The 26353-nt window shown below is 49.9% G+C and carries 25 protein-coding genes; 17 read left to right on the top strand and 8 right to left on the bottom strand.

Features of this window, described 5'->3' with window-relative positions; genetic code table 11:
• Nucleotides 1–157: 157 nt before the first annotated feature.
• The 8 genes from WC593_13975 to WC593_14010 all read left to right on the top strand — a co-directional run bounded on the left by WC593_13975 (nucleotide 158) and on the right by WC593_14010 (nucleotide 5455).
• Entirely contained in the window at nucleotides 158–1474 is a 1317-nt protein-coding gene (locus WC593_13975) for an FAD-dependent oxidoreductase (GenBank protein MFA4826255.1), read from the top strand.
• Between the two features lie 66 nt (nucleotides 1475–1540).
• Nucleotides 1541–2239 (top strand): glycosyltransferase, encoded by a 699-nt coding sequence (locus tag WC593_13980; GenBank protein ID MFA4826256.1) that lies wholly within the window; start codon nucleotides 1541–1543, stop codon nucleotides 2237–2239.
• 33 nt (nucleotides 2240–2272) lie between these two features.
• Nucleotides 2273–2686: a PaaI family thioesterase gene (locus WC593_13985; GenBank protein ID MFA4826257.1), complete on the top strand. Its 414-nt coding sequence runs from the start codon at nucleotides 2273–2275 to the stop codon at nucleotides 2684–2686.
• An 86-nt stretch (nucleotides 2687–2772) separates the two neighbouring features.
• The gene (locus WC593_13990; protein MFA4826258.1) at nucleotides 2773–3042 is read left to right on the top strand and encodes a hypothetical protein; all 270 of its coding nucleotides are present in this window, start codon (nucleotides 2773–2775) and stop codon (nucleotides 3040–3042) included.
• A 202-nt stretch (nucleotides 3043–3244) separates the two neighbouring features.
• Nucleotides 3245–3667, top strand: coding sequence for a PGF-pre-PGF domain-containing protein (locus WC593_13995; GenBank protein MFA4826259.1), 423 nt, complete (start codon nucleotides 3245–3247; stop codon nucleotides 3665–3667).
• On the top strand, nucleotides 3664–3825 hold the full coding sequence (locus WC593_14000) for a hypothetical protein (GenBank protein MFA4826260.1): 162 nt from the start codon (nucleotides 3664–3666) through the stop codon (nucleotides 3823–3825). The genes WC593_13995 and WC593_14000 overlap by 4 nt, the downstream gene beginning before the upstream one ends.
• A 366-nt stretch (nucleotides 3826–4191) precedes the next feature.
• Nucleotides 4192–4656 carry a zinc ribbon domain-containing protein gene (locus WC593_14005; GenBank protein MFA4826261.1) on the top strand — a complete coding sequence of 155 codons (465 nt, stop codon included), beginning with the start codon at nucleotides 4192–4194 and terminating at the stop codon, nucleotides 4654–4656.
• Nucleotides 4657–4855: 199 nt separating this feature from the next.
• Nucleotides 4856–5455, top strand: coding sequence for a hypothetical protein (locus WC593_14010; GenBank protein ID MFA4826262.1), 600 nt, complete (start codon nucleotides 4856–4858; stop codon nucleotides 5453–5455).
• Here the strand turns inward: WC593_14010 and WC593_14015 are convergent.
• The 3 genes from WC593_14015 to WC593_14025 all read right to left on the bottom strand — a co-directional run bounded on the left by WC593_14015 (nucleotide 5452) and on the right by WC593_14025 (nucleotide 7447).
• Nucleotides 5452–5643: a hypothetical protein gene (locus tag WC593_14015; GenBank protein MFA4826263.1), complete on the bottom strand. Its 192-nt coding sequence runs from the start codon at nucleotides 5641–5643 to the stop codon at nucleotides 5452–5454. The two genes, WC593_14010 and WC593_14015, sit on opposite strands and share 4 nt — an antisense overlap.
• 285 nt (nucleotides 5644–5928) lie before the next feature.
• Nucleotides 5929–6690: a hypothetical protein gene (locus tag WC593_14020; protein ID MFA4826264.1), complete on the bottom strand. Its 762-nt coding sequence runs from the start codon at nucleotides 6688–6690 to the stop codon at nucleotides 5929–5931.
• 622 nt (nucleotides 6691–7312) lie between these two features.
• A complete protein-coding gene (locus WC593_14025; protein MFA4826265.1) occupies nucleotides 7313–7447 on the bottom strand; it encodes a hypothetical protein in 135 nt (44 codons plus the stop codon).
• 446 nt (nucleotides 7448–7893) lie between these two features.
• Between WC593_14025 and WC593_14030 the strand changes: the two genes are divergently transcribed.
• A complete protein-coding gene (locus tag WC593_14030; protein MFA4826266.1) occupies nucleotides 7894–8811 on the top strand; it encodes a hypothetical protein in 918 nt (305 codons plus the stop codon).
• 1161 nt (nucleotides 8812–9972) lie between these two features.
• The gene (locus WC593_14035; protein ID MFA4826267.1) at nucleotides 9973–10830 is read left to right on the top strand and encodes a PD-(D/E)XK nuclease family protein; all 858 of its coding nucleotides are present in this window, start codon (nucleotides 9973–9975) and stop codon (nucleotides 10828–10830) included.
• A gap of 255 nt (nucleotides 10831–11085) precedes the next feature.
• Here the strand turns inward: WC593_14035 and WC593_14040 are convergent, their stop codons facing one another.
• The gene (locus tag WC593_14040; GenBank protein MFA4826268.1) at nucleotides 11086–12336 is read right to left on the bottom strand and encodes a tetratricopeptide repeat protein; all 1251 of its coding nucleotides are present in this window, start codon (nucleotides 12334–12336) and stop codon (nucleotides 11086–11088) included.
• Between the two features lie 275 nt (nucleotides 12337–12611).
• Between WC593_14040 and WC593_14045 the strand changes: the two genes are divergently transcribed.
• Nucleotides 12612–13007: a hypothetical protein gene (locus WC593_14045; GenBank protein MFA4826269.1), complete on the top strand. Its 396-nt coding sequence runs from the start codon at nucleotides 12612–12614 to the stop codon at nucleotides 13005–13007.
• A 178-nt stretch (nucleotides 13008–13185) separates the two neighbouring features.
• On the opposite strand, the gene WC593_14050 is transcribed toward WC593_14045, so the two are convergent.
• Nucleotides 13186–14253 carry an NYN domain-containing protein gene (locus tag WC593_14050; GenBank protein ID MFA4826270.1) on the bottom strand — a complete coding sequence of 356 codons (1068 nt, stop codon included), beginning with the start codon at nucleotides 14251–14253 and terminating at the stop codon, nucleotides 13186–13188.
• Between the two features lie 1035 nt (nucleotides 14254–15288).
• Nucleotides 15289–17280 (bottom strand): cation:proton antiporter, encoded by a 1992-nt coding sequence (locus tag WC593_14055; protein ID MFA4826271.1) that lies wholly within the window; start codon nucleotides 17278–17280, stop codon nucleotides 15289–15291.
• 284 nt (nucleotides 17281–17564) lie between these two features.
• Here WC593_14055 and WC593_14060 point away from each other — a divergent pair, with 284 nt between their 5' ends.
• Together WC593_14060 and WC593_14065 are read left to right on the top strand one after the other, a co-directional pair.
• Nucleotides 17565–18644 carry a GHMP kinase gene (locus WC593_14060; protein ID MFA4826272.1) on the top strand — a complete coding sequence of 360 codons (1080 nt, stop codon included), beginning with the start codon at nucleotides 17565–17567 and terminating at the stop codon, nucleotides 18642–18644.
• Between the two features lie 55 nt (nucleotides 18645–18699).
• A complete protein-coding gene (locus WC593_14065) occupies nucleotides 18700–19215 on the top strand; it encodes a YqhA family protein (GenBank protein ID MFA4826273.1) in 516 nt (171 codons plus the stop codon).
• An 804-nt stretch (nucleotides 19216–20019) separates the two neighbouring features.
• Here the strand turns inward: WC593_14065 and WC593_14070 are convergent.
• Nucleotides 20020–20679 carry a VTT domain-containing protein gene (locus WC593_14070; protein ID MFA4826274.1) on the bottom strand — a complete coding sequence of 220 codons (660 nt, stop codon included), beginning with the start codon at nucleotides 20677–20679 and terminating at the stop codon, nucleotides 20020–20022.
• 513 nt (nucleotides 20680–21192) lie between these two features.
• Between WC593_14070 and WC593_14075 the strand changes: the two genes are divergently transcribed.
• The 3 genes from WC593_14075 (at nucleotide 21193) to WC593_14085 (ending at nucleotide 24600) form a co-directional block, all read left to right on the top strand.
• Entirely contained in the window at nucleotides 21193–21765 is a 573-nt protein-coding gene (locus tag WC593_14075) for an archaellin/type IV pilin N-terminal domain-containing protein (GenBank protein MFA4826275.1), read from the top strand.
• A gap of 408 nt (nucleotides 21766–22173) precedes the next feature.
• Nucleotides 22174–23871, top strand: a complete 1698-nt coding sequence (locus WC593_14080) for a LytS/YhcK type 5TM receptor domain-containing protein (GenBank protein MFA4826276.1) — start codon at nucleotides 22174–22176, stop codon at nucleotides 23869–23871.
• A gap of 390 nt (nucleotides 23872–24261) precedes the next feature.
• Entirely contained in the window at nucleotides 24262–24600 is a 339-nt protein-coding gene (locus WC593_14085; GenBank protein ID MFA4826277.1) for a hypothetical protein, read from the top strand.
• Between the two features lie 91 nt (nucleotides 24601–24691).
• On the opposite strand, the gene WC593_14090 is transcribed toward WC593_14085, so the two are convergent.
• Nucleotides 24692–25216 carry a hypothetical protein gene (locus WC593_14090; GenBank protein ID MFA4826278.1) on the bottom strand — a complete coding sequence of 175 codons (525 nt, stop codon included), beginning with the start codon at nucleotides 25214–25216 and terminating at the stop codon, nucleotides 24692–24694.
• An 887-nt stretch (nucleotides 25217–26103) separates the two neighbouring features.
• On the opposite strand from WC593_14090, the gene WC593_14095 reads away from it, so the two are divergent.
• Nucleotides 26104–26353, top strand: a 250-nt coding sequence (locus WC593_14095; GenBank protein ID MFA4826279.1) for a hypothetical protein, incomplete at its 3' end; no start/stop codon positions are given.

Consider the following 26353-nt stretch of genomic DNA (forward strand, 5'->3'; position numbering starts at 1 on the left):
AACTCGGGTCATGCTTACAAGCGACCTCTTCATCAAGTTCAGATATGGCGTAAAAGTGGTCTTTGCACGGGGCGGGTAAAGGCCCGGAACACAAACCGGAATCCGCGTGAAAAAACAATACTCATGAATATAAATCCAGCCGTCCCAACGTTAAGGCGTGAAGACGGCAATACTGGGAGGCGGACTCTCCGGCCTGGCCCTTGCCCGGCTCCTGCACGAGCGGGGCGATGAGGTCGTGGTGCTGGAGGCCGAGGCAGAATATGGCGGGCTCTGCCGGTCGAAAACCGACAAGGGATTTACGTTCGATATCGGGGGTTCCCACATCATCTTTTCCCGGGACACCGAAGTGCTCGCGTTCATGCGCCGGATGATAGCAGGAAACGAGCAGCGGAACAACCGGCATACCAAGATCTTCTACAAAGGCCAGTATGTCAAGTACCCGTTCGAGAACGGCCTCTCCCAGCTTCCCGATGAGGACCGTCTTGCCTGCACCTTTGGGTTCATCAGGAATCTTATTGCGGTTGAGAAAGGCGAAGTTTCTCCCCCGAACAATTTCAAGGAATGGATCTATTATACATTCGGTGACGGCATCGCCGAATGTTATCTTGTGCCCTATAACGAGAAGATCTGGAAATACAAAACCGACGAGATGTCGCACCACTGGGTTGACGGCCGTATCCCCCGGCCACCGGTTGAGGACATCATCAAGTCCGCCATCGGGATCGAGACCGAGGGCTACACTCACCAGGCCGTCTTTTCGTACCCGCTGGATGGCGGGATCGGGGCACTGGTAACCGCGATTGCCCGGCCGGTGGAGCAGTTCGTCCGCACCGGTTTCCGGATCAGTTCGATCAGGAAGTCCGGCAAATCGTGGCTCATCAGCAATGGAAAAGAGACCGTTACTGCTGACCGCATCATCAGCACTATCCCGGTCCAGCACCTGCTTCCCTGCCTGGACGGGGTACCGGCCCGGGTGACCGAGGCCTGCCGGTCGCTGAAATACAACTCGCTTGTCTGCGTGAATATCGGCTATAAGGCAGGCGTGCCGGAGATCTCGTGGCTGTACCTGCCGGACCCGGCGCTCGGAAAAACCAACCGGGTCTCGTTCCCCTCAAGTTACAGCCGGCATGTTGCCCCGGACGGGAAGAGCGCCGTACTTGCCGAGATCACCCACCAGCCGGGGGACGAAGTCGCCGGTATGTCGGATAAAGAGCTGACCGATGAAGTCGTATCCATGCTCGAAACCATGAAGATCGGGAAGCGGGAGGATGTTGTCTTTTCGTCCATTGAACGCCAGCCGTTTGCCTATGTTGTCTATGATCTCAACTACCAGGAAAATATCGGAATTGTCAAAGAGTACTGCCAGTCCACGGGCATCCCGCTTGTTGGACGATTCTCCCAGTTCGAGTACCTGAATATGGACGGCTGCATCCGCAGTGTCATGGATTTTATTGCATCATATCCGGCGCAGTAACCGTGCCGGACCCTGCATCACCCTTATTATGCGCCAGACCAAAAACGATACCGGAGTTTCCCGCACATGATCTCGGTTATCATCCCCACGTTCAATGAAGAAGAAAATATCGCCCAGTGCCTCGTTTCCCTCTGTCACCAGACCGTTCCGCGGAACGAGTACGAGATCATTGTCGTAGATGGCGGCTCAAAGGATGCAACCTGCGAGATTGCAAAAAAATATGCAGACAAGGTTTTCACCCAGACCAGCAAAAAAGTCGGCGGGGCAAGGAACGACGGGGTTAAGGAGGCAAAAGGGGATATCATCGCAACCACTGATGCCGACTGCATCCTCCCGCCTGACTGGATAAAACGGGTTGAGGAGAATTTCAAAAACCCTGGAATAGCCCAGCTCTATGGCCCGGTCTACCCCATTGAAGAAGGACTTGGCAACCGCTTCTCCCTCCTGCTTGCAAACACCTTCTCCCGCATTGGTTACTACAGCCGGACATTCTATTACACGCTCGGGTGCAACACGGCCTTCCGGAAAGAGGCATTTGAAAAAGCCGGCATGTACCGGTGTATCGATGCCGGCGATGACCTTGAAATCGCCATGCGGTTAAAAGACCAGGGTAAAATAAAATTTGACGGCAAACTCAAAGTCGGATTCTCGATGCGCCGGTACCAGAAATTTGGGACTCTCCAATCCATCTACGAATGGATTTATATCGTTGCCGATGGCGGTGAAAACGACAAGTACTCGTATACCCAGAAAGAGTACAAATGACCCGCACCGTGCCACATTTTTTTTGAGGGAATAATGTCTGATACCGGTGATTCTGCCGACAAGACTGCACAGGACAGCATTGCTGCATTCAATGAGTGCGAATTTGCCCGGCTTCTTGGTATGTTCGTGACAAAAGCCCATGACGGGTACGCGGAAGTTGTCATGGATCTTACGGGAAAGACAAACCCGGACGGGATTGCCCACGGGGGCGCTATCTTCGCCCTTGCCGATCATGCCTTTGGCATTGCCGCAAACTGCGGGGGGGATAACCGGGTCGCGGTTTCTGTGCACATCCTGTATATTGCCCCGGCAACCGGGTCCCTTCTGGCCCGGGCTGAGCTGGTGGCGGATAACGGAAAATACTCCACGTACCGGATTATCGTGAGCGAGGGCCCGCGTCTTATCGCAGAGTTCGAAGGTATCTCGCTCCAGGTCAGTCCCCCGTAATGACCGGAATGTGTCAGGAAAAAACGACCGGATCGCTGCTCATAAGGGCAACCGCTAAATAGCAGGCAGAGCAAAATAGTCATTTAATGACGGAAAACCCATCACAACCGAGCGTACTGCGGTATATCGCAGCAGTCATCCTGGGCTGCATAGTCGGGTCTATTTTTTTTCTTATAGTCGCCCTCTTTATCGGGTACTTCAACGATATGGCCCACATGAAAATCCCCATCAACATGCTTGTTGCAGAAAACATCTTCAGTGCAGCCCTTCTTGCAGTCCTCGTTATAATCTCGATTTTCTACTTCTGCTGGAAAGTCAGAACAACTCCTCCGACAGAATCCGGATCTGAAGAATAATTTTTCTTTTTTAATACCCAGGAACAAGCCGGGCCTTTTCCGGGTTTGCGCCACAATGATATGAGATCTTAGTACGCAGAAGAGTGGTTACATTACGGTCGGGTCTTCGCCCTATATTGACGGTGGCAGTGATGGACCGTCGGCAGCAAAATCCGCGCCGGCTTCCGGTTCTGCGGTAGTAAATGTTGGCGGCGATTCCGCGGTGAGCAGGGTTGAAGTGACCGGCACCGGGATTACCGATCTTATCGTCACCGGTACAGTACTCTCCTCACCGGGAGCTGGGATCTCCCCATCACCGGACACTATATACGAGTATATCAGCCTCGTCCCCGCGCAGTACACGACGATAACCGGCACAACCATCACCTTCACGGTCCCGGTCTCGTGGCTGGAAGAGCACCACATGTCCCCGCAGAATATCGTGATGTACCATTACACCGGCAAGGAGTGGGTTGCCCTGCCGACAACAGCCGGGGCCGCCAGCCAGGGGAAGATCACCTTCACGGCAATAAGCCCCTCGTTCTCGCTCTATGCTATAAGTGCACAGCCCGGCACAGGCAGTAACCAGACCATCACTTCATCCTCGGTAACAATCGGGGACCTGGCACCGGTTCCGCTACGGTGAAAAGTACTGTACCGGCAACAACGGCCCCGGTCGTGCAACAGACCACTGCCGTACCGGCAACTCAGGGCGAAATCGGCCTTCCGCTTCCAACTATCGCAATTGGCGGTGTTGTTGTCCTGGTGATTATCGGGGGTATTTTCCTCCTCCGGCGCTGGTGAATCCGAAGACAGAACCCGGCGCTGTTCCGGAAATATGATTGATCCCACACCTTTTTTCGGGAAGTTCCCCCGTGCTGTCAATGACAATAGTGCCGGACGCTTTCCGGTTCTTATGTACATACCTGGTCGCGGGAGTACTGTCTATCCGGCAACCGACTCCGGCAGGGCGAACCCGGTCGGGGCAATTACTGCAACCAGAATCCCTATGGGGGTACTCATACCAGATCCCTGGTACAGGTCTGATCCCGAAGTCATACAATAAAACCGGTGGTGACACTCAACAATCATTGTTGGCCCTGTTGCAGATCCCGTCGATCCATGCGAAAAGAAAATGCTAAATATATAAAAAAGGCAACTGGGTATGAAATGATCTGTCAAAAATGCGGAACTGACCATGAGGACAACACTACATTCTGTAAATCCTGTGGAGCTGAACTCGCCCGGTCTCCGGCAACTACCGCCGGCCCGGCTGCAATGGCAGTCTGCAAGTCCTGCGGTTATCCGGTTAAACCCGGCATGACGTTCTGCGGAAAATGTCTTGGTGCAAAGCTGGATACAATAAAAGGCGGTCCGAAAATTTCACGGAATGACCGGATCGTTGCTGCAAGGATCTCGAACAAGGAACGGCAGCTCCGCCAGGTCAGCCTGGTCGGACCTGCGGTTACGCTGATTGTCGGGATCTTCTCCTGTCTTGCGGTCATAAAAACTATTTTCGGGGCTTTCCTTGGGATCCCTCTGATCATTTTTGCCACCTGGTGGGCGAGTGAACTTATCCAGGAGAGGAATAAAATCAGGGCCGAAATAGTTGAATTCCAGAAAGATTTCGATTGATTTTTCTGCTCCGGGAAAATCTTCGGTTTTTCCCTGCGCTCCTTATGAGATGCGACTCTGTCACGAGTCTGCGGGTAATTTCTCAGCGGCAATTTCCGGAAACCCCGGGTAGCACGCGATCCCAGGATGGCTGAAATCGTGTGGATAAATCGCATCCTTTAATGGATAGGAATACGAAAATAAAAACCAGGAATTTTCCATGGTACCTCCTGTCTCTTCCGCAAACAACGTACCCGTATCCCCGGGCCCGGATAAAAAGCAGATGATCATCGCCGGAATTATTGTCGTGGTAGTTGTTCTTGCAATTATTGCCCTGTACACCCTGCCTGCCCCTGCAGGTGGCAGTGCAGTGCAGTCCTCTGCCACTCCTGCGGCTGCAGCGGTTTCAAAATCTGCTGCGGGCACAGCCCAGCAGTCATTGCCGGCTGCAGCACAGGTTACAGCTCAGAAAGCCGTTGATTTCGCGATCGATGCAGGCGCTCAGGAGAAATGCGGGCTTACGTGCCGCCAGCTTTCACCCACCGTTACCAATACCGGCACAGCAACAGCGCACAATGTCTGCTTTACGATTGATATGCACAACAGCAAAGGAGAACTTATTGCCCTGAATAGTGCACCGTCTATCCAGAAATGTGTCGGGAATCTCGCAAGCGGCGAATCCCGGAGTGAGCCCATCAAGATTGAAGCGGATTGTGGTTTCCTTGCCTCAAAATGTGTCTCGCAGACCCTGATCTTAAAAACACGGGCAACCTGCGATGAGACTACCGTCCAGTTCCCTGATACGGTAATTGCGGTTTAAGCCGGCTGGTAATCCCGGGAGTTCATCCCACACTTTTTTGTATTGTTTTTAGCAATCTGAATCATTTCTGGCTGTATCACCGTGTTCTCTGAAGGTACCTTGGTGTTTTTATCCTGGGAATGCGGGATAAGCTTTTTTGAATACTCTGGAAAAACAATCAGAACGGCTGTTCCGTAGTCCTCGCGCAAACATGAGCATCCCGAACCTCATAGCACTCGTTTAATTGTATGAACGTAAACCGGATGCCGGGGGATTTTCCTGTCATGGTGCCTTTCCCGATGCAGAAATGCCGGTGTCACATTCACCAGTAAAAAGATCTCTTTAAAAAAAATAGTTCGGATTTCTTCAGAGAAGTGTTGACAGGCCGGAACTGGACTGGGGAAATGTTATGGTGTCACCGTCATTGATCGGGAAAATCCTCTTTGTAAGATCCTGTAGATGACAGCCCGGGCTTATCGGTATCGGCAGAAAAATTAACCGGATAATTCCGTGCCTGCCAGGGATGCTGCAACGGTGTTCCGGTACTGCTGGGTCAGGCTCTTGATTTTTGTGTTGATCTCTAGGACGGTTTCGGCTTTGTTCCCCAGCACTGCCGCTTCCAGCTCCGGGCGGATTGCATCGATTCGTTCAGAAACCTGTTGTGCCCCGCTCATTTCAAAGCCTTTCTCTTTCAGGCTCCGCAGGGTAAAGTTGCGTTGATAGGATTCCCGGCCAAAGACGGTTATCCGGGCACCGGGCTGAGTGAGCCAGATGGGATCGGTCGTGCCGGCAAGCGACAGGTCGAAGGCATTGATCGAGACAGCGATACTTCTCTGCATTTCGCCGGAATTGCCATTGAACCGGAGCAGACGGGACTGTGTCTCTTGGGCAAAATGGCCGGAGAGGGTACACATCTCGTCCCGGAGTCCATTTATCTGGTCCGATGTATTCATGACCGGGATAGTTGCTGCCGCTGCCATGTAATCGGCCTGGATCTGCCGGAGGTCATCGATTTCCGTGCTTCCGCTTATCGTATCGATATAGGCAATCACTCCGTCCATGCGGGCTTCCTGGGATCCACTGATATAGGCAATGTGGTTCCTGAGCGCTGCAATATTCTCCGGGCGGTCCCGTTCAAGGGGGTCGCTGCTTGCCGGAACCTCAAGGTATTCCACGATTGCACTGACCGGGGGGATCAGTACAAGGCAGAACAGGATGAGGCAGAGAAGCGCGTTGGAAATTAATTGTTTTGCCATGAATCCTCTTCTCCCATAAACGCATGTGGATGAACGAATGCACAACCCGCACGAATGTAAATGATGGGCAATTTCCCTATTGGCTGGTAAAATGTTAGCTGGTTATACATGGATGGTCCCAATCAGAGTCTATGATCACTGTTTGAAGTTATTGTATTAATAGATTCTCTATATTGGTTATACAAATAAATAATACATAACCCTTTCCTTGTACCTGCAGCAAACATCCCCGGTGAGTGCGGGGAGCGAACCGCGCATTTTTCGATGTAACTAAAAAATGATATCAGACCCACCAGATGTCCTGTGCGCAAGAGCAAGAGCAAGAGCGGAAGCGATCCCGTGGACCATTATACTTCCGGACTAGCCTCAATCCCCCCTATCGTTATGCCGCAGCCATTCTCCGGGATTTAAAGCGGGATCTGAATTTTGCGTTCAGATCCGTTCCGGTACGGTGTCTGCCGGAATCAGATCCTAAGCGTTACACCCACAACCCGGGAGCGGCTGCCACCGGGATGAACGATTAACGAAAAAAAATGCATCAATTTTGTCCAGTGATGAGATCCTTCAAACCTGTATGAACCTGAAGAATACCGGTGTCTCCCATCACTTTTTGAGCAGCGCATTATTTCGAGCTGTCGTACCCGCAACGCTTACACTTGTAACTTCCATCAGGTTTCAGAACAATCTTGGGATCCTGGCACCGGTCACAGACCGGACGATCATGCTTTACTTTGATCTTCTGGGGTTCTTTATCCATGCGAAAAGGTTACCCCGTCACCCTATAAAGATGTGCTGCCGGCTGTGACCTCCATGCAGACCCGGCTCCCATTAACCGGCATATGTTGGACAACAACAATCTGCACCGGAATTTCCTGTTATTTTTTGAAACCTGCACACTCCATAAAACTGTGACATATTTTTCTTTACACCCTTATGCGGGACTCCCGGGTGAACCTGGTTGGAACAAAGAACCGCACCCCCCGATATTCATGCTCGGGTAAGGGAAGCAAAAACATTCCCGGATATCAGGAGCACGAATGCTGGCAGTGCATGGTGTTGAATCGAATAGCGGGTAAAAAATCTGACGCTTTCAATCAGAACCAATCCGGCGGTCTTTATCGATGGATCCCCATTTGGTAAAATGGGGCAGACTGGATCTTCCCGCCACCATTATCCCGCTCCCCGCCCAAGTAATAGCTGCGTATGTCGCCCGACCCAGAACCCGAAGAACCGGGCACCCCGGAAAATTTCAACGACCTTTATTACTTCTCTGAATTCTGGCAGGACCTTCCCTGGTCCCCGTGGGTCCCGTTCGATGCTCCGAGAGAATTTTTCTACATTCCCAAAGAGCCCGGTATCTATCGCATCCGGCCCGTCGGGAAAGATTTCCTGGTATACATCAGTGAAACGAACCGGACCCTCCACCAGCGCCTCGGCGAACTGCGCCAGAGCCTCCGGAGGACCGACCTGATGCCCTGGAACGATCCCGACACCTCCGCGCCTCCGCTCTGGGCCTGGAGGGATGCCGAAAGATACCAGTATGAATGTTCAGCTGCACCCCTGGATGCATCCCCGGCGGGACGCCGGGCAATGGAGAGTTTCCTCATTTACCAGTACCGGCAGGAAGTAAAGGAGTCCCCGCTCTGCAACTTCGGCCGGTTCCACCCACGGTACCGGCGTTCAACGAACAAGAGCGGGAACCTGCGGGGCGGAAAACTCCTGGACAATCAGAAGGACAACCCGGCCGGATGGCCCAGTATCCCCCCGCTCAGCCCAGCCGGAAAACCCGGGGACCCGGACTGGATGGAGCTGGAATGGACCCCGGCAAAACCTTTTACACCGGAAAATATCGAGACCATTTTGCCGGGAGCAGGGCTCTACCTTCTTACCGATGCTGGATCGCAGGAGATTCTGTTCATAGGCCAGGCCCCTGACTGTAAGAAGAGGCTGCTCGTCCAGTGCGGGAAAGAATGGGATGATCGCACACTTGAGTTCTCGTACCAGCCCCTTGGCGAGAATGTGTTCCTGCACAATCTCCGGGAACTGGAAAACGATCTCATCGGGAATTTTTTCGAGCACTACCGGAAAGCTCCGGAGTTCCAGTTCCGGGCCAGCCGGTGAGAAAACGAACTTTTTTAAACACCGTTTCCGGTTTTTTTATCTTTTTCATGTCTGATTTCTGTAGCGGCATTCAGCACAATTACTAAAGATAATCACATCTTCGGAGGGGCTTGTGGATAATGCCGGTTCTGGGATGAACCGGTTTTAAAATTCTTGCCCGAATATATGACGCTCATATTCACATTCTGCGGGCATTTCACGGTCACGGACGGGGGAAAATACCTGCAAAAACCGGGTCGGTTGGACGACCGTTAAGAGTCATTCTATGCGGTCGATTCCAGCGGTATTTTGGCAAACGGGGCAATATTCCGGTACATTTTTTTCAGGACCCGAATTTGGGCCCGATTTGCAGTCCACCACGAGAGCCGGGAATTTTCGGAATGGAAACGGGGCCCGATACAAGCGTATTCTGGATGGGGGGAATGGTGTGGGATTCCGGGGTCTTGTTGAGAGGAATTTCAACATTACTTATTCTTTGTAAAGGATACCCCAGTATCCGGGTATTTTCTGAAGAGTAAAGTGCCAACCCAGCCCCTGACATCTATCTTTTACAATAGTCCGCCCCCCTTTGCGCCAGCCCTGCCCCCATTGGGGGCGGGGGCGCATGCGATTTCTCGGTATTACCAAAAATCCCGATTCAGGTAATACAGCACTATCGCAACCGGGGCGCCATAGCGGCGGGGCGAAGCCCCTGAAGCGTCAGTATTTCCGCTCCAAAACGAATTTCTTTTTTGCATTAAATTTTTGGCAGGTATTTTTTACCTTTTTTCACTCAGTAAATCCATCCTGGGTTCAGCGGCTGGAATAGTACATTACCCTTTCTGAAATATCCACGCACAGGATGCCGATTTCCGGCTTTCCGGATCCGTGGATGACAATTCGCAAAAATGAGGGTAAGGTTCGCCGGATTTGCGATCGAGTTCATATCTGAGATTGAGAGGTCATGTGGAGCAGCGTTCAGGTATCGTATCCGATCTTCTGATGAGTCCTGGTCCCGGGACAAGGAATCGGGGAGTTGGATTTTCCCGTAGTCTCTATTCCAGATTGCCAGAAAGAGATCGATAACCCGGGAACCCACCATGTTCTCTCTGTGGGGTGGGGAACAATGCGACTCGGATTAGAACCGGAAAATATTTCCTCAATCCCCTCAACTAAACCATAATGGCAGATCTGGATCCCTTTTTCTTTACCATCAATACCTGGTCCTTCACCAAACACCGGGTCTGGAACCGGTGCCAGCGCCAGTATTATTTCGAGTACATTGCCCCGTACGTGAAAACGGCTCCGGTTGTCAGTCCCGAAAAAATCCGATGGCTCAAGAACTTCACCTCCAAATTCGTTGTCCAGGGCCAGCTCATTCACGACATCATCGACCAGCAGATCGAACTCCATTGCACGAACCGGCCGATGGACCTGGATTCGGCGCTGAAATCGTTCTCAAAGAAAGTATCACTCTACAAGGATATTGGCGGCGAGACCTTTACCGAGTACCATAATGGCGAGAAGATCCCATCGTCATTTTTTTCCTACATCGATACGAACGGGAAGACCTGCCTCCAGACATTCTTTGGAAAATGGCCGGGTTACAGGAAACGGGAATGCCTGCGGCACGAGCAGTTCGATCATTTTCATATCGGGGATGTCGGAATAACGGTCAAGGTGGATTTTGTCGGGAAGATGCCGGATGGCACGCTTGTCCTCACCGACTGGAAGACCGGCCGGGACGATGACGAGTACGAGACGGAACTCCAGATGGCGGCCTATGTGCTCTGGGCACAGGAATACTACCAGATGAGCCCGGACGAGATCAGCACCGAGCTTATATTTTTAAAAACCGGTGCAACGAAGCCCTACCGGTTCTATGAGGACCAGTTACACGATATGCTGGAGATGATCCCCCGAGAATATGCGGCAATGAACGCCTCGTACGAATACGGGGATTTCCCGGAAAACCCTTCGCAGCGGGAATGCCTGAGCTGCAAGTTTACGGAGGTTTGTCCGGCAGCAAAGGTTAGGTGAGAAGGAGATCCACAGGTCTTTTCCGTACGCCGGAATACATATTTGAATGCGGAGGGGGAATTGCCAGAAACAGGAAACAGCTGCCCACAACCAAAAATGGCGGGCTCCGGTTTTCATGGTGCCGGTGTGCGCCGACTGATTCTGCGGGTTTCTGCAGAGCCGGAAAAACAATTTTTCTTTCTATCACTATCTCTGTTATTGAAAAACCCCGGAAACCGTATAAAAAAAGTCCGGGTTCTTTCCCGCGTCCGGGTATCAGATAACTCTCATTAACGGATTTGCAGATTTATCCCTGCCATCCTTTGCCCGTTCGTGGTTCGGGTACAGCCGGACTGCCTCCTCATAGGCTGATTTTGCCTCCGGGTATTTCTGGAGTTTGTAATAAGCATCGCCGATATCCGCATAGATGTTTGCTTTTCCGAGACTTGTTTCGCGGGTATGTGCCAGTTGTCCCTGCCAGGCAGCTATCGCAGCTTCATATCTCCCGGTACTGGAGAGGAACCGGGCTTTGTCCTCCCACGCACCCTCATTCGCCGGATCAAGCAGCGTTGCCTGTTCATAGGACCGGATCGCCTCGTCTTCAAAGTTCAGCGCAGAGTAAGTCCCTGCATTAACGGTCTGGTTGTTTTGCCGGCTGAAATAGAGCGAGGAATAGGTATGTGCCCTAAACAGCCAGAGTTTCGGGTTATCCGGCACAGCGGCAATGCCGGATTCGATTGTGGTGATCTCGTCTTGGTACTGGTTGTTTAATCTGTAAGTCTGTGCAAGACCGTACCAGGCCTCCCCGTTGTCCGGATTGAGGGCGAGCGATTTCCGGTAAGATACCGCTGCATCCGTATAGTCAAAAGATTTGAGATAGATAGTCCCGAGTTCCTCCCAGGCAACACTGTTCTCCGGGTTGAGCCGGGTTGCATTTTTCAGGGCCTGCTCTGCAATGTCCTGGTACAGGGTATTTGCATTCCGCTGCAGGTACGACCCGTTCTGGTCCAGGATATAATATGCCGAACCTGCCATGTACCAGGCCATAGCATTCTCCGGGTTACGCGTAAGCTCATCGCGTGCAATAGCAGCAGTTATTAAGGATTTGGCATAGACCAGTTTCGGGTCAATGGCAAGAGCAGTTGTGAAAGCCTTCACCGCTTCCTGGTACCGGCCGAGACCGTCAAGGGCAACGCCCTCGTAAATATAGGGCAGGGCGCTTGACGGGGCGGCGGCCTGAGCCTTTTTGCTGGTATCCAGCGCTTCCGTGTATTGTTTCCGGACTATCAGGGCATGGGATTTCCCGAGCAGAGCCGACGCATTCGAAGGTTCGATTTCGAGTGCTTTTGTATAATAGCTGGTAGCCGAAGAATACGAGCCGATACCCTCGGCTCCATGAGCCTGCCTTAAGTACGATCCAACACTGTTGTCCGGAACAGGTCCGGAAATGTCAAAACATCCGGGAGTTACTGCCATGCCAATGATGAACAGGCAGGCAAGGAGCGAGAAGAGTTTTATTTCTGCCATGGTATTATTCCGGATTGGATATCGGCTGGTCGGATTATCAGTGTTTCTTTTTTGCCCGGCCGTTATGATTCTCTCAGGAAGATTGACAGTATTCCCTTAACCGGGCAAATTAATCCGGGATTATGCCTGGAATCTGGTGAGGATTGTTTCGGGTGTGGGGAATAGTTTGTGTCAATCGGAGTAATCCGGGTAATGTATGGAACAGCTGATGTGCAATTCCTGGGGGTAAAAGATACTTTCAATACCCGTAACGAATAGTTCTTTCAAGGGAACGTATGAGGCTGACGCGTCTGGTCAAAATGATTGGTCTGGCTGCATTGATGGGAGGAATCATTGGTTTTCTGCTTCCGGGGCAGTTTGTCTATTCCCCGGAGATTGAGTCCTTTCTCACCCGGTACGGTGAAGCCCTTTTCAAAGGGATCAGTTCAAACCCGATGGTAATGACCTTCAATGCCAAAGCCCCGGTCATTATTCTTATGGTAATCGGGTTTATCCTGCTCTTCTGGGGAATGGTAAAAGAAGTGACTGATCCGGAAGAAGCGGCGGGCACAAAAACCCGTGACAGCAGGAGATCCATTCAAGAATTGATCGAATCTCAAAAAAATGAGGGTATCGAGAATCAGTATTACAAAAAATCGGTAAAAGAACTGGCTGAAAGGAAGAAACCGTGAATACGAGATGATTCCAACGTAGCAATCCGGGATCAATAACAAGGTCAGATTTTTTTTCTTTTAATTTCCCGGTAAAATCCCGATTGTATGGCACAATCCTTCCGGAAATTTACCCGGCTGAATGTCTCAATACCCTGCGGAACAGGAAGGGACGCTTTGTATAACGGAAAAAGGGATCTTATTTCAGTTTTCCCAGAAACTCTTTTTTCAGGTTGTCGAAATCTTCAGAAAGTAAATAGGGGGAGAAACCGGATCCCTTCTTCTTCTGGATGATCCCCGACTCGATCAGGGTATGGAGTGCATCTCTCATCGCACGCTTCGAGATAGAGAGAAGGCCTACATCCCGCCGTCGGTCAAGGTACGAGAGCAGAATCCAGGGATTGCCTTCCGATTTTTTCCCTTTGCCTTCGGTAAAAAACATCTGGACGGCATCGATTATCACTTTCCATTCTTTCTTCGTCGGGGGCCGTGTCTCAAACTCCTCGCCATCGTCTTCATTGAGATTGGATTTCACATACGAGATCCCATCGATCTGGATGATCTCGATATCCATCTGCTTATTCTCACTCACCGACTTGATGAAATTCCCGAAACTCGGAAAACCGATCTTCTTCTCAGTAAACGTGGGATCGATCTGGAGCATCTTGATCTTGATGCCGGCATAATCCAGGTGTTTTCCTTCATCCTCGAGGATCCGGAGGGCATCCTTGAGCAGGTCGATGGCATGGGACGATTCTTTCTGGATCGATGTCTCCTTTTTCGTATCCGGTTCATGGATGTCGGCTATCAGCTCGTAGGAGATGAATTCATCGCAGTTTTTGATGATGAGCTTGCTCGTGAATGCATCGCCGCTTAAAATTATGACATACTTCCCGCTTTCCCGGAGTTTCTGGATGAGCGAGAGGAAATCGCTGTCGCCGGATACGATCGCAAATGTATTGATATTCGGGTTGAGAATCGCAGTCTCAACAGCATCTATGGCGAGTTTGATATCCGCCCCATTCTTTCCTTCCGTATTCAGGCTGGGCTTCTCGATAAGCTCTATGCCGTAATTGAGCAGGCTTTCCCGGTAATCCTGGTTCTTGACCCAGTCGGCATAGGCCTTCCGGATCCGCACAACCCCGAGCTCTGAAAGCTTGTTGATGATAGGCTCAATCTTGAACTTTGTCTTGTACTGCCGCTGCAGGCCGATCTCGATATTTTCAAAATCAATGTATAATGCGATAACTTTCGTATCCAGCGCCATAAATCCCGTTCAGAATATAGAGCCTGCGGGTTAAGAAATGTTGCTCGGGAACTTTTTTTATGGACATCCGGTTATTCAGAAATTATGAAAGAGTGGGACCAATTCGTTACTATCGCGGATTCGATCCCCCCCGTCAGAGTTTTTGGATTTCCATGACATACGGTTTAACCCCCTCCCTACTGCACCAGAAAATCCATGGCAGAATAGTGCACCATGAAAGCAACAATCCGGTAACCGACCTCGTCTGGTGTTATGACCCTACAATGTACCGGATAAACATCCCGGGAAAAATGTGGAGTGATTAATCATATTTCCGGAACAATGCCGGGTTCTGTTTCCGGATCCACCAACGCCACTGGAGGAAAATATTTCCGGTAATCACCAGGACAAGGACACCGCCACTCGCGATAGCACGAAGCGGAAGATCGGATTTGTCAGGAGTTGACGGTACGACCGTTGTCTACTGCACAACCGGTGCCATTGTTGCAGGTACAGTACTTTTCACGATTGCCGAAACCGGCGCCAGGTCCCCGATAGTTAACAGAGCTGAGGAGACGTTCTGATTATCAACGATGCCGGGCAGTGTGCGTATGGCATACCGCAAAAATGAGGGCATATTGCCGTGAAGCTGATCTTCCCCCAACTGGCAGCCCCGCCAGTAGTCGGCAGGGCAACCCAATACTTACCGGTGTGATGGTACATCACGATATTTTGCGGGAATATGGGGGCACTTTCCTGTGGTGAAAACAAAAATGGAACCATTTTGTCCACCATGGAAAATATTCCCATAATTTGTAACAAAAATTCTAAACCGGTCAAATTGCGGGGTTTTTTTCCATTTAGGGGTGTTCCGCAAGGAGTGTTTTTTTGTCGAACTTTGTATCATCTGGTACCCGATCGGGTTCCGTAGGCCAACATGGGTTATAATCCGGATTAGAAATGCGCAGGAAAATTTGGGGTAATTGATCCTTTCGGAAATTTGTGAAATACTGAAACCTATTGCGGGTAATTAGACGCTGAATCTGCACGTTCTTCTTATTTCTTCTCTAAAACCTCTGACCGGAATTGCCGGAAACCATCATCAGTGGCATTCAGGACCAGGAGATCTTCGGATTCCAGCTGAAAATCCGGTTCGGGAGAAGTAATCGTCACATCTCCGCGCCGGATTGCAAGTATCATGATGGTATACCGGTTCCGGGTATCAAGCTCTTTGAGGGTCTTCCCGATAAGCGGGGAACCGGCTGCAATCGTAGCCGTGTGGATACGAAGATCCGCGGATAATTCAGAGGGAATCTCCCTGCCGTTCAGACAGGGAGCGGTTGCCCGGTTGAACCCCTGGTGCCCGCTCTGCCGGATTTTTTTGGTCAGCAAATCGATCTCGTTCTCTGCCATGGCATATTTGGCAAGAACACAGGCAAAAATGCTCACTGATGTCTCAAACTCTTCCGGAATCACTTCATCGGCACCAATGTCCAGAAGATGCTGCACCTCGCTGACATGGCGGGTCCGGACGATAATGTAGAGGTCCGGGGCAAGAGATCGGGCAAGATGGATGATTGCCGGTACAACGTTCTGTTCCGATATGACAACAACGAGCGCCCGGGCTTTGCGGATACCGGCATGTTCGAGGATCTCTTCATGGATGGCATCGCCAAAGATGATGTTCCGGCAGCCCCCCGGCGTGTGTTCCCGTTCGACAACTTCCGGGTCAAGGTCAATAACCGTATAGGGAATAGCGGCCAGTTCCGCTGCCCGTGCAACACTTTTCCCCGTCATTCCATAGCCGACGATAACGATATGATTGGCTGGTCTCTCATCCGGTTTTATCTCTCCCGCTTCAGTCTCGTGCACCTGTTTGAGTGACGGGAAGATCCGGAAGATGAGGCCGGTGAGGGGTTTTGCCGTACTCATCAGGAATGGCGTCAAAGCCATAGTGATGATGGCGCTTGCAAGGAAGTACTGGTACGGACCGGTGCCAATCAGGTTGGAGCCAAGAGCACTTTTCGCGAGCACGAAGGAGAACTCCCCGATCTGGGCGAGGGCAAGCCCCACGAAAACAGCCACGCGGACCGGCATGCCGAGAATCACTGCGGAGAAAGATCCCGTTACAACCTTGACCCCGACAATAACAATGATGAGCGTTGCAATGATCTCGTAGTGTGAGAGAAGAACGCTGGTGTCGAGGAGCATCCCAATCGACATGAAAAAGATCGCGGCAAAGACATCCCGGAACGGGATGATGTTACTGACCGCATCGATGCTGTACTCGGACTCGCCGATGATGAGGCCGGCGACAAACGCTCCAAGCGAATAGGAAAGCCCGGCCATATTCGTGAGATAGGCAACCGCAAAACAGATCCCGGCAACCGTGAAGATGAAGAGCTCCCGGCTCTTCTGACCGGTTACTTTGCGCAGGACAAAGGGTACAATCCAGCGGGCGGATACGATCAGGACAACAAAGATGAGAACGATCTTTCCTGCAAGGAACGGCAGAGTGGAAGAAGACGTGCCGGTGCTGCCCATCATGAACGGCGTGAGGAGGATCATAGGAATAATGGCGAGATCCTGGAAGATGAGGATCCCAAGCAGCGTCCTTCCCGACACGGTTTCTACATCCCCGCGCTCCTGGAGGATCTTCATGACAATGGCTGTGCTGGAGAGCGAGACAAGGAACCCGAAGAAGACCGCTTCCTGGAACTGGAGGCCTCGTGCAAAGTACATGATGGCAGAGGCTGCGACAATCGTTGTCACGACCTGCATCACACCTCCGAAGATCACAACACGCCACGCCCCGAGAAGTTTCTCAAACGAAAATTCAAGACCAATGGTAAAGAGCAGAAGGATGACGCCAATCTCGCCGATTGTCTCAATGGTGGACTGGTCTTCGACAATGGAAAGGGCATAGGGCCCGGCCAGGATCCCGATGAGAAGAAACATGACGATGCTCGGAATCCCTAGCCGCTGGCCTGCATACAAAAGGACGATCGCAAGCAGCCCGAGGCAGACAACCGCCAGAATTACATCCATGGTCCTCCAGCCCGCGTTTCCGACTAGGCGGGTACACCCGCTGCCGGATAATCGCAGTGTATTTTCCGTAGACTATTGAGGTAAATATATTGATCTCACCGGGCCGGCTCAATGGCGACCCCGGATGATAATATATTGAACTCACGGAGATCATACAACAGAACACCGTGCAGGGTAATACAGCCGGAACCCCGGGCCCTCACACACCCTCTCTTCAGGAATTCATATTCCAATCCGAATTCGAAACCATTTTCAGGAAGTGCTCCATACAGGAACTGTTATCTATGCCGATAATGAAGATCCGCGGGGGCGATCTTGACCTCGTGGAATACGATTTCAAGACATTTGCACCGGGAAAAGACCTTAAGACCCTTGGCCTTGAGAAAAATACCTACACCTTAAAACCAAAGAAAGGTACTGTTATCGTAAAAGCTCCTGCCCGCATCCATCTTACGGTTCTTGATATGAACCGCTTCTCTCCGGCTCACGCCGGGGGGGGCGGAGTCGGGTTTGCCATACAGTGTAATTGCACAGCAGAAGTTACCTGCATAAAAAACGGAATTGAGATCGATTACAACCGTGCAATCATTGTGGAAAATTTCGTTGCCGTCTTCAACAAAGTGGTCGGCTACACCGGGGGATTTCGCATCCGGGTAACTGACCACGATTACAAACACGTTGGTCTCGGGTCCACAAGCACGGTAATGATTGCCGTGGCAACGGCACTCAACGATGCCGTGGGATCCCCGCTTTCAAATGTCCAGCTCCGCAAACTGATTGGCCACAACTATGTTGAGGAGACTTCTGACGGTTCGCTCGCATTCGGGTTCGAAACCGGCGTAGGCCCTGCGGCAAGTACGTACGGGGGCATGGCCGTGATGGGCGACTCACTCACCCTGGTGTACCATCACGCTTTTGCTGAAAACAAGAACGTGTTCATCATCATTCCCCCGACAGACATCTCATCGGCAGGCACCCAGGAGTTCGACCTGCTGATGAACCGGGCCCGGTCGCTGGATTACCGCGATCGCGAGCTCAAGGCGTACCTCTTCATGATGGACCTCATCCCGGCTCTCGAAGAGGATGACGTAAAGAAGATTGGCGAGGTCATCTGGGAGATCGAGTTCCGGGGATCCAAACGGGCCGAAGTCGAGCATCACAGCTTTGAGATCTACCACTACATGAGCAAACTGCGGGAAGCCGGCCTGGAATTCGTTGGTATGAGTTCCGTTGGTCCCTCGATTGCGGTAGTCACGACACTCGACCGGAAAAAACTTGAAACGATCCTTAAACCCCTGGGGCTCAAGATTGCCATTGCATCAAAAGTCGATAACAAGGGTCTCGTCATCTCATACCGCCAATAATTTTTCCGGATACAGCAGCAGATTTCATAACCCTTTCAGATAAGAATAGATCAGTATGTTTGCCCGGTTCCTGTCTTTGCGGTATATCAGCCTCATTGCGGTCATCTCCCTCTTTGTCGGGGCAGCGCTGATGTTTATTGTTGGGGCTTTTCGCACACTCAACGCAATCCTGTTTCTGTTTTTTGATGTGGGTACCCTGATAATACCGGAACATCTCGATCGTGGAACCGTTACTTCAGTAGCCCTGGTCCAGGCCGTGGATGCCTTCCTCTTTGCGCTCGTCCTCCTCATATTCTCCTATGGGATCTACAACCTGTTCATCAACAGCCAGAAGGAAAGCACCCGGCAGGACCTCCCCGGCTGGCTCCGTATCAGCAGCATCAGCGAGCTCAAGACAACACTTCTTCAGGTCATCATCGTCATTCTTGCGGTAAATGTCCTCGAACATGTAATCCTTGTTGGATCAGATGCCCTGAAATGGGAAACCCTGATCATCCCCATCTCGATCGTCTGCCTGGCTGGCGCTCTTTTGATGATGCATGGAGTCCCGCCCGGCCATAAAAACGAATAACCGATTTTTCCCGGAAAAATTGTTGTTTGCATGCGGTGATACCCGCACTCTGCCCCCCGAATCCGAAGACTCCCAACCGGTTTCCTGGTCCGCTGTTACCCCCACCAACCGCTGTAACCCAGAACCGAGCGGCCCCGGGAGGGTGTAAGGCAGTGAAATGATTGATCAGATGCAATCTCCCGGATGTTGGCATCCTTGGGGATGCAGATCTGCAGCAGAATGAGGGTACAGATATTTGGCGAGCAATCGATCTCCGGCAAATAAATTTCAATCACCCTCTCAGCCCCTGACTGAAATTTTTTTATCGACCCCTGATGGATCGGCCGGATGGTTCACTCCAGAAAAAACGATTTGTTGTTGGATAATTATCCTACAAACGGATAATTATCCTATTGTAGGCAGGTTTACGAACACCCTTCCATCGCGATCAAAAACATTTCAGTGAACCCTGAATGAAATACCAGAGCGGGAGACATTATTTCTGACGATATTGACGTTTTCGGAATTTCGATCTGAACCCAATGCAGACCCGTAAGTAATGGGGGTCTGTTTCCTGCCTCGTAAATCGGAAAACCGTGATACCATCTGTATGATTGGCAAATGAAACTGCAATGAAACGATCTCCGATGCGTCCCCATGGGGAATACGGGATTGAAATCTTCCAAGTCCTGCCGTATTGGGCCATAGGACAGGAAATCGTCATTCAAAAAAAATCAAAGTCCGGATGTGGACAGGACAGGCCGATACCGGTTTTACGATGACCTGTTTGGATCGCGTATCCGGGGATAAAAATGGTTTTGCGGGTTAACCGGACCCGGCTTTTTTCTGCATGAAATAGCCTTTGATGATGCTGGCGACAATGAGGAGGATGGTTCCGCCCATGAGCAGTGCAACGGCAAGGAAGAGCAGGCTCATATTCTGTTTGACAATGGTCAGCGTCCCCGCATAATATCCTAACAGGACAATGCTGACTGCCCAGCAGACTGCGCCGAGGACATTATAAAACAGGAACTTGCGGTACTGCATGGACCCGATCCCGGCAAGGAACGGTGCAAACGTTCTTACAAGGGGGACAAAGCGGGCAACAAAGATAGTAGCCCCCCCGTATTTCTCGTAAAACCCGTAGGTGCGATCAATATGCTCCTGCTTGACCAGGGTCGGGAACCGTTCGAGAAAGATGCGCAGCCCGAGCCGGTTGGCGATCCAGTAGTTCACAGTATCGCCGATAACAGCACCGAGGATAATGACTATCAGCAGCCACCAGGGATCAAGGATTCCGCTCGCGGCAGCTGCGCCGCCAACAAAGAGCAAAGAATCACCTGGGAGGAACGGAAAGATGATAAAACCGGTCTCCAGGAATATGATGAAGAACAGGATGAGGTAGGTCCACATCCCGTATTCCTGGGTGATGAGCGGCAGATCCTGATCGAGATGCAGGAAGATGCTGATGAGCGCGTCAATCATGAGTACCGGAAGGTTGCGTCTGGCACTATATTAAACTGGAGGATAGGGGCTTCATTTCCCTTGTGATAATAACCCCCGCTCCTACAACATGACCTCAATGAACGATGGGCCCGCCATGTGCCAATCGCCGGGGTACAGATAGTTCACGAATATATTTTGGATAATCTCTCAACAGGATTTTTAATCTACAATATCATGATAATCAAAAATGAGTACCGGACTCTACCGGAAAAACATAAAACATAAGATCTTTTTCAAATGATAACCATTTCCCGACCCTTGCGCTACGGAAATATAAAATTTTCAAAGAATTGACAGGAAAAATAAAACAAAAACACTATATAATACTCCGCAACTAAATTGAATCCAGACATACTTTTTATGACAAGTTACGAGCATCAATGAATGAAAAAGGACATTTTTGAAGTGATCGTAACAAATACTAACAAATACTCTGGACAGCATTGAGAACATCAAGGGTCTTGAATAAACCAGGGCTCTTTTAGGCGAATTATGAGATCTTTTAAAAATGATAATGCATTCACCGGTCTTGAGGCAGCGATTGTGCTCATCGCATTCGTTGTCGTTGCAGCGGTGTTCTCGTACGTGGTGCTCGGCGCCGGTTTCTTCACAACCCAGAAGAGCCAGGAAGTCGTCCACACGGGTGTACAGCAGGCAAGCTCAACCCTTGAAATCGTTGGTAATGTGTATGGTACGGCCCCTACTGCCGGAGCGTCAATCACTGTAATTAATTTCACAGCGGCATTAGCTCCCGGTGGAACCCCGGTTGATTTTGACAAGGTTGTATTGACCTACAGCAATGCTACCCAACTCCAGACCCTGACGCAGGCCGCCAAAGGAACGGAACCCAATGCAGGGCAATGGGGTATTGCAGCCGTTCAGAACCAGATAACGGATGACAGCGTTCTTGAACGTGGAGAGCAGTTCGATATCATGGCAAAGCCAACTAACGGGATAACGAAGAATGACTACTTCTCCCTTGAAGTCAAGCCCTCGATCGGTGCGGCTCTCGGTATAACCCGTACTGCCCCGGCTTCAATCCAGCAGATTAACATCCTCTACTAATTTTTTTTAGTCAGTTGTATTCCGGATACAATGCCAGAATCCTTTTAGGAAAATAAAATAGTCTTCAGTACCTTCACGCGGATGAAGGTTTTTTTAAACGATAGCACCGGAAACTATTCTGTTGCGGCCTGGATATTGATTGAGAGAACTGACCCATCCGTAACGGAGTACTGCCAGGCAAATCCTCCGGTATTTTTTTTTACATAAACAATGGTAACCCGTGCGAACAAAATGGTACCATAAATATGCCAGAAACAAGGAAAACAACTTCCTGGTGTAAAAACAGGATGAAGTGAATATTCATAAAAAGAGATGATGGAACATCTCCGCTCCGCTCATTGGTATGATCTTTAAATCACCCAATGGATGCAAAATAATTATATATATATCCTATAACGATTCGGTAACATGGAACTGACAATCATCCAGAGTTCGGTTACTCTTTTTGAGATCCTCTGTGTGATTATCGTTTTTGCTTCCATTTTCATGAGAAGCAGGTTTTTTAATGAGGTTTTCGAACACCACCCGGCATGGACCACACAGATACTCCTCATGGTTTTTTTCGGCATCATGTCGGTCTTCGGCACACTCAGCGGGCTCACACTCCATGGTGCTGTTGTAAATGTCCGGGATCTCGGTCCCATGGTCGCGGGTCTGGTCTGTGGGCCGTATATCGGGATTGGCGCCGGGATTATCGGGGGTTTGTTCAGGTTTGCGCAGGGGGGAGCGTATATTTGGACCGGTTTATCCGCCCCCATCCTCTCGGGATTTCTTGGTGGCATCATGTATCTTGCCAACAAACGGCAGTTCGTTCCCACGTGGGTTGCCGTACTCCTGATCGGTCTTTCTGAGACGTTTATCTCGTGCTACACCCTCATTCTCGTAACTAAACCTTCGGAGTTTTTCAATGTCGTAACAACCGTTGCAATTCCCATGATTGTCTTCAATGTAATCGGCATGGTGATTTTTGCAATGGTTGTCCACAACATCCTTGACGAAAAGAACATCCAGAAAAAGATGCAGTTACTGGAACTGGAAGTGGAATCCAAGAGGAATCTTTCTGCTATCATCAATACGATTTCCTACCCGGTCTATGTCCTTGATCGCAATCAGAGATTTGTTCTTGTAAACGACAGTTTCTGCAGGTTTATCGGAAGGTCAAAGGATGAGATCCTTATAAAAACGCCCCTCGATTTTTTCCCTGAGGGTGATTCACTGTTCCACATAAATTTGACAAACGAGAACTTCCAAAGCCAGAAAACCCGGGAAAATGAGGTGACGATAACGATTCCATCCGGGCAAAAATGCACTATCATCTCGACATCAACCGTGTTTAAGGATGCACCCTGCCCGGGTTTTGTTGTCGGCATTATCCAGGATATCACCGGACGCAAACAAACGGAAGAGGCGCTGCGGGAGACAAACGAGAATCTCAAAGAGGAAAATTCCCAACGCCTTGACGCAGAAGAAAAACTCAAGAAATCCTATGATGAAAAAGTGATACTATTACAAGAGGTTCACCACCGGGTCAAAAACAATCTCCAGATTATTGTGAGCCTCCTCAATCTCCAGTCACGGTATATTAAGGATGATCCTACGCTTGCAGCAATAAAGGACAGCCAGAACCGGGTCAAGGCCATGGCACTTGTCCATGAAAAACTGTACCGGTCTGAAGATATATCGTATATCAGCCTTGATGACTATATCAAATTCCTCGGTACGGGTCTTTTTTCCTCCTATGACGCCGAGAGCCGGGGGATCACATTTACGGCGGATATCCACGATATCAATGTTGATATCGATGTTGCCATCCCACTTGGACTCCTCATCAACGAACTGATCTCAAACTCACTCAAATATGCATTTCCTGATGACCGGCGAGGTGAGATCTTCGTTAGCGTGAAAAAGGAAGACCATACGCTGACCATCCTGTTCCGGGATAACGGTTGCGGCATACCAGCGGATCTTGACTGGAGAAATGCCCCGTCACTTGGCCTGCGACTGGTCACCACCCTTGTCGACCAGATGAACGGGACCGTGGAACTGGACCGGCGTGCCGGAACAATATTTACGATTGTGGTAAAAGAAAAAGAGGAGTTTTTTTAAAATCCTGGGTAATGGTTACGATTCGCGGGACCGGCAGGCCGGGCAAAGCCGTACGATCCGATATTCTCGTGCCGGATGGATCTTGCCGGAACCTCAATCCATGGATACATCATCATATCCGAAATCGATAACGCGGGGCTGACACCAGAGATGTACGAGGAACTCCCGTTTGTGCTGGCGATCACATGGTGTCATGCGCCCCGACTCGTAATCTACGGATTATTGCAATGCCAAAAGACCGGATCTCTCACTTCCCATTTTTTGCAGATTATTCCAAGAGTTCATTTGCATAAAGGTTCATTTTTTTACGCAATGTTACCTTCAAGGCAGGAAAGACGCCGGGAAAATAAAAAGAAGATGCAGCCAAAAACGCGAGAACTTTCAAAGAATATGATCAAACTTCCCCTCTGTTACCCGGACGAGTGCACCATCGATTGTCAGTACAAGACGTTTGGAAAAGAGAACGGTTTTCATGAATATGATGAGATCCTAAAAAAGTATCTTCTTCTCAGCCATGCAGAAAAAACAGCAATTCCGGATGAAAACAACTCTTCAATTGTAGTCTTTTCAAAGGTGTTTTGTCCCCCCGATACCATGGTTACCTTCGAGAATGAAGTCCGGAAACACATGGAATTATTTTTTGAAGAGATTTCTATCGGCTATAATGAGTTTGGATCCGGGGCAGGTTTTTTTTCAGCCTGTGCCACGATCGGGAATAAAAAATCATGAGAATTAATACGTGGCGGACAGTAAATAATTTAAAAAATAGGTAATCGGGCCACTCTGCCCGGATATTCAACAGAATATGTTGTTAACCCAGTCATGACCGTTGGGATGTTCCACCGTTCATTCGGGTCACTCCCGGGTCTGGTAGATCAGATTTCTTCAGACAGGAAATATATTCCGCAACCAGGTAAAAATTGGTTAAATCATCGCGATCCAAACCCCGGAATGCAAATAATTCATCCCATAACAGGCTGCTTCCCTCAACCACAAAAAAGGCGGTTTCCAGTTCAACGCCGATGATTATGTTCATTCCCCTGAAAACCTCATCCTGGTTTTCATACAGGTATTTTCCGGCTCCCTTATTGTCTAAGAAAAAACCCTTTGCCCGGGGTCTTTTACCAGCAGGCAGTTTTTTGGCGTGGCACTCATTTGAGATGACATTATCCACAACAACCTGTTTTATTTTTTCATCGTTGAGCTCGGTAATAGGATACTTTTGTTGAATATATGCGATTATTTCATACCCCGTTTTTTTATTTGGGCTCAGCTGGGTCCGATATTGATCGAAAGTTTTCTTCCAGGCATTAATCATTCCTGGGGTTGCTTCCTGTAACTGCATGTACCATGTTCCGTTTGGAATGCACAAATAAATACCCACGTCAGGTTCCTGCGGATCCCGGGGTGTCCCGGGATCCAGTACTTCACTAATTTACCTGTCAAAAATCTGAAGTGAATAGTTACACCATTATCAGCATCGCAATATTAGCATCGCAATCGATCTCCGGCAAAAAAAAATCAACCACCCCCTCACCCCCTGCTCACATTTTTTCAGGCAGGGTCCGGTTGATCAGCCCGACCTCTCACGCCGGAGATAACTGGTTTCTGTTAGATAAATATCCAACAGTTGGATAATTATCCAACTGTTAGCAAGGTTACTGACACCCAAAGATCGCGATTGAAAATTTTCAGGCAGGGCCTGCGTGAAAAAATCTGCTCTGGAGAATGCCTTAATCCAAACAAATCGTACGAACCCGGTGCGTCTCTAAAATTTCCTCCGTACACAATGGATAGTCAGCAAATACAGGATCGCAACGTTTCTGGATGAGATCTTGTATTCAGCTGACTTTTTGTGTAATAGTGACAATTCCCGGCACCCGCTTTCTTGTTAGATCTTACACGTTTCTTTAGTACGGGCTAAAAATTAGTGAAGTACTGGGATCAGAAACAGGATGTTATCATAGATTTTTTCCGGCATATAGAAACCGACCCGTTCTGTCCGGGACAGGGTCTGTGATTCCTGAGCAGGATTATGGTTTGCCCAGGAAAATGCCTTGACGGAACGTACTTCGTTTATCATTCGTACGAGCAAATATATCGAGAGCCATTTTTCCCGGTACGCGGGTCACCAATTCGGATTGTTCGCGGGACAGTCTTCCCGTTATTTTTATCTCAATACCGAACAATTAATCTGTTTTAAAATAAAATAACCGTCGTAACGTATAATTAATGACGGTTTTGATCATGAATGTGAAGATGGGTGCCTTATCCTGGCAGAGAAGATCACTGTTGCTCCTGGTGTGTGCAATGTTGATCCTTGTAGCGATTCCTTCGGTATCTGCATTTACGGCAGAGCTTACATCTCCCTCGGATATCAACAATGTCTACAATGGAGATACGGTTACTATCCGGATAACCGGACTTGCGGCAACGAATACATTCCAGCTGAACATGACGTCCTCAAACTTGTATACAAACG

Source organism: Methanoregula sp. (genome assembly GCA_041645435.1).
GTDB lineage: Archaea > Halobacteriota > Methanomicrobia > Methanomicrobiales > Methanospirillaceae > Methanoregula.

Coding starts and splice junctions, on each gene's coding strand:
- WC593_14070 (MFA4826274.1), bottom strand. CDS start 20,679: ATGATTGACGCGCTCATCAGCATCTTCCTGCATCTCGATCAGGATCTG.
- WC593_14085 (MFA4826277.1), top strand. CDS start 24,262: ATGATCAAACTTCCCCTCTGTTACCCGGACGAGTGCACCATCGATTGT.
- WC593_13980 (MFA4826256.1), top strand. CDS start 1,541: ATGATCTCGGTTATCATCCCCACGTTCAATGAAGAAGAAAATATCGCC.
- WC593_14055 (MFA4826271.1), bottom strand. CDS start 17,280: ATGGATGTAATTCTGGCGGTTGTCTGCCTCGGGCTGCTTGCGATCGTC.
- WC593_14010 (MFA4826262.1), top strand. CDS start 4,856: ATGGTACCTCCTGTCTCTTCCGCAAACAACGTACCCGTATCCCCGGGC.
- WC593_14005 (MFA4826261.1), top strand. CDS start 4,192: ATGATCTGTCAAAAATGCGGAACTGACCATGAGGACAACACTACATTC.
- WC593_14050 (MFA4826270.1), bottom strand. CDS start 14,253: ATGGCGCTGGATACGAAAGTTATCGCATTATACATTGATTTTGAAAAT.
- WC593_14035 (MFA4826267.1), top strand. CDS start 9,973: ATGGCAGATCTGGATCCCTTTTTCTTTACCATCAATACCTGGTCCTTC.
- WC593_14090 (MFA4826278.1), bottom strand. CDS start 25,216: ATGCAGTTACAGGAAGCAACCCCAGGAATGATTAATGCCTGGAAGAAA.
- WC593_14060 (MFA4826272.1), top strand. CDS start 17,565: ATGCCGATAATGAAGATCCGCGGGGGCGATCTTGACCTCGTGGAATAC.
- WC593_14045 (MFA4826269.1), top strand. CDS start 12,612: ATGAGGCTGACGCGTCTGGTCAAAATGATTGGTCTGGCTGCATTGATG.
- WC593_14030 (MFA4826266.1), top strand. CDS start 7,894: ATGTCGCCCGACCCAGAACCCGAAGAACCGGGCACCCCGGAAAATTTC.
- WC593_14080 (MFA4826276.1), top strand. CDS start 22,174: ATGGAACTGACAATCATCCAGAGTTCGGTTACTCTTTTTGAGATCCTC.
- WC593_14065 (MFA4826273.1), top strand. CDS start 18,700: ATGTTTGCCCGGTTCCTGTCTTTGCGGTATATCAGCCTCATTGCGGTC.
- WC593_14025 (MFA4826265.1), bottom strand. CDS start 7,447: ATGGATAAAGAACCCCAGAAGATCAAAGTAAAGCATGATCGTCCGGTC.
- WC593_14040 (MFA4826268.1), bottom strand. CDS start 12,336: ATGGCAGAAATAAAACTCTTCTCGCTCCTTGCCTGCCTGTTCATCATT.
- WC593_14020 (MFA4826264.1), bottom strand. CDS start 6,690: ATGGCAAAACAATTAATTTCCAACGCGCTTCTCTGCCTCATCCTGTTC.
- WC593_13990 (MFA4826258.1), top strand. CDS start 2,773: ATGACGGAAAACCCATCACAACCGAGCGTACTGCGGTATATCGCAGCA.
- WC593_14075 (MFA4826275.1), top strand. CDS start 21,193: ATGAGATCTTTTAAAAATGATAATGCATTCACCGGTCTTGAGGCAGCG.
- WC593_13985 (MFA4826257.1), top strand. CDS start 2,273: ATGTCTGATACCGGTGATTCTGCCGACAAGACTGCACAGGACAGCATT.